Here is a 12,224-nt window from a genome sequence, read left to right on the forward strand (position 1 = left end):
ACGCGCCAGCCTGGCTCGCTTGCCTACCGCCGCACTTTCCGGCTTTTCCGCCAGTTCACTGCCCCGCACAACAACATCACCGCCGCCGTCAGCAAAAACACCGGCCGCATGCCGAACGCGCCGCCGATAAAGCCGCCAAACAGCGGGCCGGTTACCTGGCCGATATACTGCGCGGAAGTTGAGTAGCCAAGCATGCGCCCGACCTGCCCTTCCGGCACGCTATGGCGAATAATCGCCGTAATACAGGGCAACAGTCCGCCAAGCGCCATCCCCATCAGAAAGCGCAGCGCCACCAGCTGCCATGCGGCGGTGATAAACGCCTGCGGGATCAGCAGCGCCGCGCACATCAGCAGACCGCCGCTCAGCACGCGCCAGTGGCCGATGCGGTCGGCCAGCTTGCCCAGCCGCGGCGCGGAAAGAATGCTGCCCAGCGCGGCAGCGGCCATCACCAGACCGGCGGTGACGGTCATCGCCCGATCCCCCGCGACGAACTGCGCGATATAGAGCGTAATAATCGGTTCAATCGACATATTGGCGAAAATCAGCAGCATACCCGACAGCCACATCAGCTTCACTACGCCGCGATTAACGGTGCCGGACGCATCGCCAGCGGCGCGCGTTGCCGCAGGCGGACGCGGCTGTTCTTTCAGCAGAAAGGTGGTGGCCAGAAAGGCGAGGAAAATCACGCCGCCGGTCAGCCAGAAGGTGTGGCGGATGCCGATCAGCGGCGGCAGCACGCCGCCCAGCAGCGGACCGACGACGTTGCCCGCCATGATGCCGGAAGAGAGCACGCCGAGCGCCCAGCCGGTCTGCGCCTTCGGCGTCTGTGCCGCCACCAGAATGGTCGAGCCAGAGGCGTAGCCGCCGAGCAGCCCCGCCAGCAGTCGCAGCGCCACCAGCTGCCAGGGCGCGGTCGCCATGCCGATCAGCGCCATCGCCACCGCCATGCCGAGGCTGGCGCGGATCAGCATCAGCTTGCGACCATAGCGATCCGCCAGCCTGCCCCAGAGCGGCGCGGTCAGCGCGGCGCTGAAGAAGGTCGCCCCGTAGGCCAGCCCGGACCAGCGCGCAATCGCCGCCGGTTCCGTCACGCCGAGCTGTCGCACATAGAGCGGCAGAAAGGGCAGCAGCAGCGTCATCGCCACGATAGTGCTGAACGAGCCCAGCACGCATACCCATAAGTTGCGTTTCCAGATTTGCGCGTCTGGCGCGGCGATCGCTTCCATCAAGCCCTCCTTTTTGTCTGGCTTTCAGGCTAGCGTCGTTGACACCGCAACAACAGTCCCGGCGAGATAATTACTCAGCGCCGCCGGTTGTTGCCAGACGGCAACAATCAGCCGCTCAGCGCGGCGACCAGCGCGTCGCACAACAGGCTGACCGGCGCGGCGGGCTGCGCCTCTTTCAGCAGCAGATAGCTTTGCAGGCGATCCATCTGCCACTCCGCCAGCAGCTGGGTAATCTCGCCGCGCGCCAGCGCCGCCTGCGCCATATAGGACGGCAGATAGGCGATGCCGCTGCCCGCCTGCGCGGCGTTGAGCAAGGCCATACTGTTATTGGCGCGAAAGCGGCTGCGCACGTCGACCGCCAGCCGCTGCTTATCGCGGCGAAAAGGCAGTGCGGCGGTGTGTGCCGGTCCGTGAAACATCAGCAGATCGTGACGCGGCAGCATATCGGGATGGGTCACCGGCGGGCGCTGCGCCAGGTAGTCCGGCGCGGCGTAGAGTCCCCATTCGATATCGCCTAACAGCCGGACGTGTGCGCCCTGCGGCGCGCGAGCGCGGATCGCTACGACGATATCGACCTGGTTTTCCAGCTCATCGCCGCCGCGATCGGTCAGGTCGAGATCGACGTTGATATGGATATGGCGACGCAGAAAGGGATTAAGCGCGGGCGCCACGCACTGGCAGCCGTAGGTGACCGGCGCCTGCAGCCGCACGTTGCCTGCGACGTTCTGATGCAGCTGCTGCACAAAGGCGTCGGCACGATGCATCTCCGCCAGCATGCGGGTGCAGAAAGGATAGTAGGCCTGCCCCAGCTCGGTCAGCGCCATATGGCGCGTGGTGCGGTGCAACAGCTTAAAGCCGAGCCGTACCTCAAGCCGGGCGATCTCCCGGCTGACGTGGGATTTCGACAGGCCGAGCGCGCGCGCGGCCTCGCTGAAGCTTCTGCACTCCACCACGCGGGCGAACATCATCATCGCCGTTAAGTTTTCGCTGTTATCCATGATCGTCTGGTCCGCCGCAAAAAAGCAGACTAAACAATTTCGCTACCGGTTACATCTGTTTGCTGGCGTCAGCTCGCCATCGCCAGCGGAAAAAGCAGCCTGTCCGGCTCGACGCGGCGCTGACGGCGCAGCTGCCCCGGCGTGACGCGGAAATAGTTTTTAAAGGTGCGCGTATAAGCCTGCTGAGTGTCGAAACCGTAGTTCATCGCCACCTGCAGAATCGCCTCGTTGCTGTTCAGCAGCAGCAGCGCAGACTCCGTCAGGCGGCGCTGACGAATATATTCCGCCAGCGAAAAACCGGTATGCTGGCGAAACAAACGCTGCAGATGCCAGCGGGAATAGCCCGAGCGACGCGACACCTCATCCAGATGCAGGTCCTGGCCTAAGTTGCTTTCAATCCACTGCAGCAGACTACGAATAAATTCGCGCTGATTCATGAGTTCCTCCCGATACGGCATGATGTTCAGTGAACCCACTTTAGCGCGGAAAATTTATCCCTTAATTAGCGGAAAATTAGCGCAGAATTAGCATCGCGTCTGGCAGGCAACGCCGTGCGGCGACTTTAATTCTGTGCTAATAATCCCGGCGTAAACTGCGGCTAATCACTGACGAGGCGATTTTCCATGCGCGTACTTTTGGTTGAAGATGATGAAATGATCGGCGCCAATCTGCAGCAGGCGCTGGAAGCCGCAGGCTGGTCGGTTGACTGGGCACGCGACGGCGTCTTCGCCCATCACGCCTGGAATGAAGGCGACTACACCTGCGTGCTGCTCGACCTCGGCCTGCCGCGCGACGACGGGCTGCAGGTGCTGAAGCGCGCGCGCGGACGCGGCGATACCACGCCGGTGCTGATTTTAACGGCGCGCGACACGGTAGCGCAGCGCGTACAGGGACTCGACAGCGGCGCCGACGACTATCTTCTGAAACCTTTCGACCTGCAAGAGGTGCTGGCGCGCATGCGTGCAATAACCCGACGTCGCCACGGCGCGGCGGACTCGCTGCTTGGCAGCGGCGACGTCCAGCTGGATATGATGACGCGCGAAGTGCTCTATAAGGGCCAGCGCGAGCAGCTTACCGCGCGCGAATATGCGCTGCTTTACGCACTGCTGGAGCGTCCCGGCGCCATCCTGTCGCGCGAACACCTGGAGAACCGCATCTACGGCTGGGGCGAAGAGGTCACCAGCAATGCGGTGGATGTGCTGATCCACGGCATGCGCCGCAAGCTCGACAATGACGCCATCCGCAACGTGCGCGGGCTCGGCTGGCGCGTGCCCGCGTTATGAAACCTTTCACCTTTATGCGCTCCCTGCGTAATAAGCTACTGAGCACGCTGCTGATTATCCATCTGCTGATGATCGGCGGCGTCACCTGGTATTTCTTCAGCTGTTACGGCGACATGATCGGCACCATGAAGGATGACCAGCTGTCGAAAATCGCCGACGCCTGGGCGACCAACAAAGAGATCCCGGCGCTGATGCCGCTGATGCTGCATGCCGACAAGGTGAAAAGCGCCTACGTCGTGCAGCTCTGGGACAGCGACGGCAAGCTGCGCGCCAGCTCCTGGCCGGAGTTGCACGCGCCGCTGCAGGCGCAAAAAGGGTGGCACGATATCGACGTCGGTGACTGCGACGAATGCGCCTGGCGTGTCTATACCCGGCCCGGGGAGCCGGGCAGCGAGATCAAAACCATTCAGGTGATGCATAACCTGAGCTATATGCGCTCGGTGATGGTACAGCGCGCGCTGGCGGCGATTATCCCCATGATTTTGATGATGCCGCTTTCGCTGCTGGTGATCTGGCTGGTGGTGCGCAAGATCACCCGCGATCTGCGCGTCGCCTCGCGCGAAATCGCCGCGCAGGAGACGCTGCATCCTCATCTGGTGTCGCCTGAAGGGCTGCCGGACGAGATCCTGCCGCTGGTCGAGGCCTACAACTCGCTGCTCAACAAGCTGCGCGCCGCCTGGTCGTCGCAGCGCCAGTTCCTGGAGGACGCGGCGCACGAGCTGCGCACGCCGGTGACGGCGGTGACGCTGCAGCTGGAGAACCTGCGCCAGCATATTCAGCCGGGCGAAGCGAGCCGCCAGTTCGATCAGCTGGAAGCGGGCGTGACGCGCACGCGCCATCTGGTGACGCAGCTGCTCAATATTTCGCGCCAGGAAGATAAAACCGTGGTCGCTTCGGTAGAAAATATCGAGCTGGAGGATCTGCTGAAAGAGAGCATCGAGCAGCTGATGGTGGTGGCCGACAAGCGCGGCATCGATATCGGCTTTAACGGCTCGACGCACTATCATTTGCAGGCGAGCCGTTCCGAGCTGCGCAGCCTGTTCGATAATCTGATCGGCAACGCCATGCTGCATACGCCGGAAGGCAGCCTGGTGGACGTCTTGCTGCATCGCGTCGGCGATCGCACGGTGGTCGATATCGTCGATAACGGTCCCGGCATGCCGGGAGCCTTTATCGATCGCGCCTTTGATCGCTTTACCCGGTCGCCGACCGTGAAGGCGCAGGGCAGCGGTTTAGGGTTGTCGATCGTGCGCAGCGTGGCGCAAAAACACCATATCCAGGTTTCCCTCTCCAACTGCCTCAATCCGCAGGGCGCCATCTGCGGTCTGCAGGTTCGCGTCACCCTGCCCTGATTTTCACGTTCGTGCGCGATGCCGACAACGTAAACGGTTGCGGCGTTCCGTTCGCCGCCGCTTATTTTCGTGACACACTTCACATTTTCACGTAAATGCAATGCAACACATTTTGACAAACGTGAGCAAAATCTATTTTCTATCGCCCTGTAACGGTCAGGCTACGCAGGTCAAAAACCGGCTGTAAAAAACGGTTACATCTTCGCCGCCCCACTCTGGGATCGATTTCACTCTGACTGCGTCGCTGCGCGGTCAAAAGCATGTGGTTAATGATAATGAAATTTAAAACCTTGATAGCAGGCGCCTTGCTGGCAACCTCCCTGAGCAGCGGCGCGCAGGCCGCCGAAAGCGATCCGCAATATCTCTCCGACTGGTGGCACCAGAGCGTTAACGTGGTGGGCAGCTATCACACTCGCTTCGGACCGCAGTTCAATAACGACGTTTATCTGGAATATGAAGCCTTCGCGAAAAAAGACTGGTTCGATTTTTACGGCTACCTCGATCTGACCAACTTCTTCGGCATGGGCAACAGCAACGCCAACGGCATTTTCGACCATGGTTCGCCGATGTTCATGGAAATCGAGCCGCGTTTCTCTATCGATAAGCTGACCGGCACCAGTCTGGCCTTCGGTCCGTTCAAAGAGTGGTACTTCGCCAACAACTATATCTACGATATGGGCCGCAACAGCGATAACCGTCAGAACACCTGGTATATGGGTCTCGGCACCGACATCGACACGCACAGCGACGTCGGCCTGTCGCTTAACGTCTACGCCAAATATCAGTGGGAGAACTACGGCGCGGCGAACGAGAACAGCTGGGATGGCTATCGCTTCAAGGTGAAATATATGGTGCCGATTACCACGCTGTGGGGCGGCAACCTGAGCTATATCGGCTTTACCAACTTCGACTGGGGTTCCGATCTGCGCGACAAGTCAGACGCATCGCGCACCAGCAACTCTGTCGCCTCCAGTCATATTCTGTCGCTGGGCTACGACCACTGGCATATTTCCGCCGTGGCGCGTTACTTCCATAACGGCGGTCAGTGGGCGGATGGTCAGGAGCTGAACTTTGGTCGTGGACCGTTTGAAGTGAAATCAACCGGCTGGGGTTACTACCTGGTGGCGGGTTATAACTTCTGATAAAGCGGGCTAATAGCACCGATCTTATAAAGCGGTGAGCCTGAGCCGAAGAGCAAAGCGTCCCGCGGCAAGGACAAAAACGCCGGGAGCGTTTTTGAACAACCCAGCGCGTTGGCCCGTTTACGGGCGCACCTCAAGGATGAGGTGCGTATCCGCGCGGGCCGAGCAAGCAAGGATGCCTTGAGCGACTTTGCGATCGGATCAGACTCACTACGTAAGCGCTTTACCTGCCTGAACCTAACTTATTCCTGTGGCTTCTCGACGTTGATGCGCCACGGAATGCCGAACTTATCGATAAACATCGCGAAGCCGTTGGACCAGAAGGTCTCCTGCCACGGCGTCGTCACTTTCCCGCCCGCCGACAGTTTCTCGAACCAGGCTTTACCCTGTTCCACGTCGGTGGTCGACAGGCTGACCGCGTAACCGGCGTGCTCCGATGCCGGCGGCTTCTCGGTATTGCCGTCGCTCAGCATCAGCTCCCCTTCGCCGATACGCAGCTGGGCATGCATAATCTTTTCCGGCGGTAGCGGCGGCGCAGATTGATCGCCCACCTGCTCGCCCTGATCCGGCATATCACCGAACGTCATTTTATAGAGCAACTCTCCCTCGGTAGCCTGCAGGTAAAAGTCGATAGCCTCTTCACAACGGCCATAGAGAAACAGATAAGGACTGACTTGCATCTTCACCTCTATATTGTCGGTTGGATTTCTTACAGTACCCTAACAGTGTAGACGATCGACTTTATCCTTTGTTTTTACTGGCAATAACGACGAAAGAGCTGCGCCATGTAAGCGCTCATTGGCGTCAGCGCCGTCTCCTTTCGCTGGATCAAATAGAAGGTCGCTTTCGGTAAGGGATCGTCCAGATCCAGCGCCACCAGCTGCTGGCCGAGTACCGCATCGTTGATGACATCGACCGACAGAATACTGACAAAGTCGCTCTGCGCGACCAGACTGGTGCAGGCCATAAAGGTTTCGCATGACACCACGATTTTGGGCGCCATGCCGCGCTCGGCAAAGAGATCGTGCAGCAGGCGATAGTAGCTGCCCTTCGGCGTCGGCATTGTCCAGTCGCACTGCTGGAGCGCCTCAAGCGATCGCGCCTTTTCCATCGGGTGCCCCTTGCGCACCACCACTTTGTAGTCGCGCTGCATCATTTTCTCAAAACTCAGCTCCTGGTCGAGATGGCTCTGGTCATAGGTATTAATAGTGAAATCGAGTTCGCCCTGGCGCAGCTCTGGGATCATCGACACCAGCTGGCCTTCAACAATACGCACCTTGACCAGCGGATACTCGCGATGAAACTGGGTGATCACCTGCGGCATGATGGTGCGCGCCACGCTGCCGCCGACGCCGATATTCACCTGGCCGCCTGCCAGTCCAAGCCGCTGCTGAATATCCTCCTGCGCCACACGTAATTCTTCCAAAACCAGACTGGCATGGCGAAAAAAGTTATCACCCACGTCGGTCAGCACCACACCTTGCTGACGGCGAACAAACAATTTTGCGCCTAAAACCTGCTCCAGTTCCTGAATCGCTTTGGTCAGCGCCGGCTGAGAAAGCCCGGAAAGACGGCTCGCGGCGCGAATACTGCCCTGGCGCGCAACCGCAACGAAGGCGCGCAGCTGATGCAACTTTAACTGTGACGGCATGATAACCACTGTTTATCAGGAGAAAGATATTCGCATCTTATGCGGCCTGCACAGCTTGTGTAAATTCGACCGTATGCATAAAAAACCATCAATAAGGATCTCCTATGACAACCCTCTCTGAGCAGGTTCAGGCGCTGGTGCCGCAGATGCAAAGCTGGCGACGCGATCTTCATCAGTTTGCCGAATCCGGCTGGCTGGAATTCCGCACCGCGACGCGGGTGGCCGACGCGCTGCATAAACTGGGTTATCAACTGCAGCTGGGTCGCGAGGTGATTAACGCCGAGGCGCGTATGGGACTTCCCAACGCTGAGGTTCTGAAACAGCAGGAGGCGCGTGCGCTGCAGCAGGGCGCGCTGCCGCAGTGGCTGCCCTATTTCTCCGGCGGCTTTTGCGGCGTCGTCGCCACGCTGGAGACCGGTCGTCCCGGCCCGGTGATGGGATTCCGCGTCGATATGGACGCGCTCGATCTTAACGAGAGCCAGGCGCCCGATCACCTGCCGCAGCGCGAGGGTTTCGTCTCCTGCAATCCCGGCATGATGCACGCCTGCGGCCATGACGGCCATACCACTATCGGGCTGGCGCTCGCCAGCGTGCTGATGGCGATGAAGTCGCAGCTGAGCGGCACTATCAAGCTGATTTTCCAGCCTGCCGAGGAGGGCGTGCGCGGTGCGAAGGCGATGGTGGAGGCGGGCGTGGTAGACGATGTCGATCTCTTTACCGCTATCCATCTCGGCACCGGCGTGCCCGCCGGCGAGCTGGTGTGCGGCAGCGACAGCTTCCTCGCCACCACCAAGCTGGACGTGCATTTTACCGGCGTCGGCGCGCATGCGGGCGGCAGGCCTGAAGAGGGGCGCAACGCGCTGCTGGCGGCGGCGCAGGCCACGCTGGGACTGCACGGGCTGCCGCAGCACAGCGGCGGCGTCGCGCGCGTCAACGTCGGCGTGCTGCAGGCGGGCACCGGCCGCAACGTGGTGGCCGACACCGCGCTGATGAAGGTCGAGACGCGCGGCGTCAGCAACCAGGTTAACGATGACATTTACCAGCAGGCGCTGCGCGTCATCGCTGGCGCAGCGGCGATGTACGGCGTGGAGTATGAGGTCAGGCTAATGGGCGCGGCGCGCAGCTGCACGCCGACCCAGCCCTGGGTCGATTTCCTCCACCAGCAGGCGGAGGCGCTCGGCATCTTCGACTCGGTGGTGGATCGCAAGGCGCAGGCTGCCGGATCGGAAGACGCCACCTACATGATGGAGCGCGTTAAACAGCGCGGCGGCCAGGCGACCTACGCCATCTTCGGCTGCGATCTGGCGGCGGGCCACCATAACGCCCGCTTCGACTTTGACGAAAGCGTAATGGGCAAAGCGGTGCAGATGCTGGCGACGCTGGCGCTCAATCAGGCGCAGTTCGGAGGCGGCCGATGAACGCTGACTTCCTGGCCGACTATATCGACGCCCATCAGGCGCGCTTTACCGCCCTTAGCGACGCCATCTGGGACACGCCGGAAACCCGCTTCGCCGAAACGCGCTCCAGCGCGCTGCTGGCCGACGCGCTGGAGCAGGAAGGCTTCGCCGTGACGCGCGGCGTCGGCAATATCGAAACCGCCTTTGTCGCCAGCGCGGGCGAAGGCCAGCCGGTGATCGCCATTCTCGGCGAGTTCGACGCGCTGGCCGGACTCAGCCAGCGAGCGGGCTGCGCGCGGCCGGAGCCGCTGGAAGAGAACGGCAACGGTCACGGCTGCGGCCATAATCTGCTCGGCACTGCCGGCGTGGCGGCGGCGTTCGCGCTGAAGGCGTGGATGGCGCAGCACGGCGGGCGCGGCACGGTGCGCTTCTACGGCTGTCCCGGCGAAGAGGGCGGATCCGGCAAAACCTTTATGGTGCGCGAAGGATTGTTCGACGATGTCGACGCCGCCGTCACCTGGCATCCCGAAGGTTTTAGCGGCCTGTTCAACCTCAGCACACTCGCCAATATCCAGGCGGCCTTTCGCTTTAAAGGGGTAGCGGCGCACGCCGCGACCTCGCCCCATCTCGGGCGCAGCGCCCTCGATGCAGTGACGCTGATGAATACCGGCGCCAACTTTTTGCGCGAGCACATCGTGCAGGAAGCGAGGCTGCACTATGCGGTGACCAACAGCGGCGGCGTCTCGCCCAACGTGGTGCAGGCCGACGCCGAAGTGCTCTACCTGATCCGCGCGCCCGAGCTGCCGCAGGCGCAAGAGATCTACCAGCGCGTGATCAATATCGCCCAGGGCGCGGCGCTGATGACCGACACCCAGGTGACGGTGCGCTTCGACAAGGCGTGTTCCAACTACGTGCCGAATCGCGCGCTGGAAGCGGTGATGGAGCGTTATTTGCATCACTTCGGTTTGCCGCATTACAGCGAGGAAGAGCGCGCTTTCGCTGCCGAGATCCGCGCCACGCTGAGCGAGGAGGATCTGCGCACCGCGCGGCTCAATGCGGCACGCACCGGCGGCGAGGCGGGCGCGGCGTGGATTGAGGCGCACGGCGATAAGCTGCTGATGGACGAGGTGGCGCCCTGCGCGGCGACGCGCGAGCTGCTCTACGGCTCCACCGACGTCGGCGACGTCAGCTGGGTCACGCCGGTCGCGCAGTGTTTCGCGCCCTGCTTTGCCTTCGGCACGCCGCTGCACACCTGGCAGCTGGTGGCGCAGGGGCGCACCACTATCGCGCACAAGGGCATGCTGCTGGCGGCCAAAGTGATGGCCGCCAGCGTGCTGGAGCTGCTGACCGACGAACAGGCGCTGGCGCGCTGCCGCGCCGAGTTCGACCGCGCGCGCCGCGCGCAGCCCTATACATGCCCGATTCCCGAAGGCGTCGCGCCTTCAAAACTGGCCAACTGAGCCGCGGCCGCGCCTCAGGCGCGGACCGATAACACAATAAAAAAACGCAAACACGACCATACAAGACGAGGAATATCATGACCGTAATGTCGGAGAATCGCAGCCCTGGGAAAGTGTTCGGCTGGATCGAGCGGGTCGGCAACAAAGTCCCCAATCCTTTCCTGCTGTTTGTTTATCTGATTGTGGTGCTGATGGTGGCGACCGCCATTATCAGCACTCTCGATCTGGCAGTGAAAAACCCGGTCAGCGGCGAGATGGTGCGCGTCAACAATCTGCTGAGCGTCGCGGGCCTGCAGTGGATCCTGCCCAACATCATCAAAAACTTCAGCGGCTTTACGCCGCTCGGCTCGATTCTGGCGCTGGTGCTCGGCGCCGGCCTGGCGGAAAAAGTGGGTCTGTTGCAGTCGCTGATGGTGAAGATGGCGACGCGCGTCAGCCGCCGCTACGCCAGCTACATGGTGCTGTTTATCGCCTTTTTCAGCCATATCTCTTCCGATGCCGCGCTGGTGGTGATGCCGCCGCTCGGCGCGCTGATCTTCCTCGCTGTGGGTCGCCATCCGGTGGCGGGCCTGCTGGCGGCGATCGCCGGCGTCGCCTCCGGCTTTACCGCCAACCTGCTGATTGTCACCACCGACGTGCTGCTCTCCGGCATCAGCACCGAAGCGGCGAAGGCGGTCAGCGACACGGTGCACGTCAGCGTGATTGATAACTGGTTCTTTATGGCCACCTCAGTGATCGTGCTGACCGTGGCCGGCGCCATTCTCACCGACAAATTTATCGAGCCGCGCCTGCCGCAGTGGAAAGAGGGAAGCAGCGAGCGGCTGGCGGCCCTGACGCCGCTGGAGAATCGCGGCCTGCGCGCGGCGGGCATTGCGGCGCTGCTGTTTATCGGCGTGATGGCGCTGCTGGTGGTGCCGGAGCATGCGCCGCTGCGCGATCCTAAGACCGGCGGCATCGTGCCGTCGCCCTTCATCAGGGGCATCGTGCCGATCATCATCCTGTTTTTCTTTGTGGTAGCGATCGTTTACGGCGCGGTCACGAAGCAAATTCGCCGCCCGGACGATATTCCGCAGCTGCTGGTTGAGCCGATGAAGAGCATGGCGGGCTTTATCGTAATGGTGTTTCCGCTCTCGCAGTTCGTGGCCTTCTTCAACTGGAGCAACATGGGCAAGTTTATGGCCATCGGGCTGACCGACGTGCTGGAGAGCGCAGGCATCAGCGGCGCGCCCGCCTTTCTCGGCCTGATGTTCCTGTCGGCGTTTCTCTGCATGTTTATCGCCAGCGGCTCGGCGATCTGGTCGATTCTCGCGCCGGTGTTCGTGCCAATGTTTATGCTGCTCGGCTTTCACCCCGCCTTCGCGCAGATGATTTTCCGCATCGCCGACTCGGCGGTGCTGCCGCTGGCGCCGATGTCGCCCTTTCTGCCGCTGTTCCTCTCTTTCCTGCAGCGCTACCAGAAAGATGCCCAGCTCGGTACCTATTACGTGCTGATCTTCCCCTATCCGGTGGTCTTCTTCATCACCTGGATTGCGCTGCTGCTCGCCTGGTATGCGCTGGGCCTGCCTATCGGACCGGGCGTCTGGCCGCAGATGCCGTAGCGGTCTCGCCAGGGACGGCGAAAAGTGCAACGTACGTTGCTAAAAACTCACCAACAACCCTCTCGGCAAGGATCGCCGAATTGATTATTCTGCACTCTCTTCGCTTGCTAACGGTCA

General features: G+C 61.4%; 11 protein-coding genes. 6 read left to right on the forward strand and 5 right to left on the reverse strand.

The annotated features are described in order from the left end of the window. Positions 1 to 23: 23 nt before the first annotated feature. The 3 genes from PVE98_RS17890 to PVE98_RS17900 form a co-directional block, all read right to left on the reverse strand. Positions 24 to 1,226: an MFS transporter gene (locus PVE98_RS17890; RefSeq protein ID WP_096072450.1), complete on the reverse strand. Its 1,203-nt coding sequence runs from the start codon at positions 1,224 to 1,226 to the stop codon at positions 24 to 26. Between the two features lie 107 nt (positions 1,227 to 1,333). Next, positions 1,334 to 2,224: a LysR family transcriptional regulator gene (locus PVE98_RS17895; protein ID WP_096072449.1), complete on the reverse strand. Its 891-nt coding sequence runs from the start codon at positions 2,222 to 2,224 to the stop codon at positions 1,334 to 1,336. A gap of 68 nt (positions 2,225 to 2,292) precedes the next feature. Then, positions 2,293 to 2,661, reverse strand: coding sequence for a helix-turn-helix domain-containing protein (locus PVE98_RS17900; protein ID WP_033749207.1), 369 nt, complete (start codon positions 2,659 to 2,661; stop codon positions 2,293 to 2,295). A 186-nt stretch (positions 2,662 to 2,847) separates the two neighbouring features. Here PVE98_RS17900 and PVE98_RS17905 point away from each other — a divergent pair, with 186 nt between their 5' ends. From PVE98_RS17905 to PVE98_RS17915, 3 genes are all read left to right on the forward strand, one after another. Next, positions 2,848 to 3,507, forward strand: coding sequence for a response regulator (locus PVE98_RS17905; protein ID WP_333620889.1), 660 nt, complete (start codon positions 2,848 to 2,850; stop codon positions 3,505 to 3,507). Further along, positions 3,504 to 4,859, forward strand: coding sequence for an ATP-binding protein (locus PVE98_RS17910; RefSeq protein ID WP_333620887.1), 1,356 nt, complete (start codon positions 3,504 to 3,506; stop codon positions 4,857 to 4,859). The genes PVE98_RS17905 and PVE98_RS17910 overlap by 4 nt, the downstream gene beginning before the upstream one ends. 275 nt (positions 4,860 to 5,134) lie before the next feature. Further along, entirely contained in the window at positions 5,135 to 6,001 is an 867-nt protein-coding gene (locus PVE98_RS17915) for a nucleoside-specific channel-forming protein Tsx (RefSeq protein WP_033749621.1), read from the forward strand. A 242-nt stretch (positions 6,002 to 6,243) separates the two neighbouring features. On the opposite strand, the gene yjdN is transcribed toward PVE98_RS17915, so the two are convergent. Continuing rightward, on the reverse strand, positions 6,244 to 6,681 hold the full coding sequence (gene yjdN, locus PVE98_RS17920; protein WP_033749203.1) for a VOC family metalloprotein YjdN: 438 nt from the start codon (positions 6,679 to 6,681) through the stop codon (positions 6,244 to 6,246). Positions 6,682 to 6,755: 74 nt separating this feature from the next. Next, positions 6,756 to 7,652 carry a LysR family transcriptional regulator gene (locus PVE98_RS17925; protein ID WP_033749202.1) on the reverse strand — a complete coding sequence of 299 codons (897 nt, stop codon included), beginning with the start codon at positions 7,650 to 7,652 and terminating at the stop codon, positions 6,756 to 6,758. Positions 7,653 to 7,756: 104 nt separating this feature from the next. Between PVE98_RS17925 and PVE98_RS17930 the strand changes: the two genes are divergently transcribed. From PVE98_RS17930 to abgT, 3 genes are all read left to right on the forward strand, one after another. Beyond that, the gene (locus PVE98_RS17930; RefSeq protein WP_096072447.1) at positions 7,757 to 9,070 is read left to right on the forward strand and encodes an amidohydrolase; all 1,314 of its coding nucleotides are present in this window, start codon (positions 7,757 to 7,759) and stop codon (positions 9,068 to 9,070) included. After that, positions 9,067 to 10,509 carry a M20 family metallopeptidase gene (locus PVE98_RS17935; RefSeq protein WP_096072446.1) on the forward strand — a complete coding sequence of 481 codons (1,443 nt, stop codon included), beginning with the start codon at positions 9,067 to 9,069 and terminating at the stop codon, positions 10,507 to 10,509. The genes PVE98_RS17930 and PVE98_RS17935 overlap by 4 nt, the downstream gene beginning before the upstream one ends. Positions 10,510 to 10,586: 77 nt before the next feature. Further along, complete coding sequence (abgT, locus tag PVE98_RS17940) at positions 10,587 to 12,107, forward strand: p-aminobenzoyl-glutamate transporter (protein ID WP_096072445.1); 1,521 nt, start codon at positions 10,587 to 10,589, stop codon at positions 12,105 to 12,107. The last annotated feature ends 117 nt before the right edge of the window (positions 12,108 to 12,224 follow it).

It is taken from the genome of Pantoea sp. GABEPS69, assembly GCF_045780835.1.
In the GTDB taxonomy this organism is placed as follows: domain Bacteria; phylum Pseudomonadota; class Gammaproteobacteria; order Enterobacterales; family Enterobacteriaceae; genus Pantoea; species Pantoea septica.

What these genes read in the sequence shown, in the direction of transcription:
- PVE98_RS17890 (WP_096072450.1), bottom strand. Translation starts at nt 1,226, where the DNA reads ATGGAAGCGATCGCCGCGCCAGACGCGCAAATCTGGAAACGCAACTTA.
- PVE98_RS17895 (WP_096072449.1), bottom strand. Translation starts at nt 2,224, where the DNA reads ATGGATAACAGCGAAAACTTAACGGCGATGATGATGTTCGCCCGCGTG.
- PVE98_RS17900 (WP_033749207.1), bottom strand. Translation starts at nt 2,661, where the DNA reads ATGAATCAGCGCGAATTTATTCGTAGTCTGCTGCAGTGGATTGAAAGC.
- PVE98_RS17905 (WP_333620889.1), top strand. Translation starts at nt 2,848, where the DNA reads ATGCGCGTACTTTTGGTTGAAGATGATGAAATGATCGGCGCCAATCTG.
- PVE98_RS17910 (WP_333620887.1), top strand. Translation starts at nt 3,504, where the DNA reads ATGAAACCTTTCACCTTTATGCGCTCCCTGCGTAATAAGCTACTGAGC.
- PVE98_RS17915 (WP_033749621.1), top strand. Translation starts at nt 5,135, where the DNA reads ATGAAATTTAAAACCTTGATAGCAGGCGCCTTGCTGGCAACCTCCCTG.
- yjdN (WP_033749203.1), bottom strand. Translation starts at nt 6,681, where the DNA reads ATGCAAGTCAGTCCTTATCTGTTTCTCTATGGCCGTTGTGAAGAGGCT.
- PVE98_RS17925 (WP_033749202.1), bottom strand. Translation starts at nt 7,652, where the DNA reads ATGCCGTCACAGTTAAAGTTGCATCAGCTGCGCGCCTTCGTTGCGGTT.
- PVE98_RS17930 (WP_096072447.1), top strand. Translation starts at nt 7,757, where the DNA reads ATGACAACCCTCTCTGAGCAGGTTCAGGCGCTGGTGCCGCAGATGCAA.
- PVE98_RS17935 (WP_096072446.1), top strand. Translation starts at nt 9,067, where the DNA reads ATGAACGCTGACTTCCTGGCCGACTATATCGACGCCCATCAGGCGCGC.
- abgT (WP_096072445.1), top strand. Translation starts at nt 10,587, where the DNA reads ATGACCGTAATGTCGGAGAATCGCAGCCCTGGGAAAGTGTTCGGCTGG.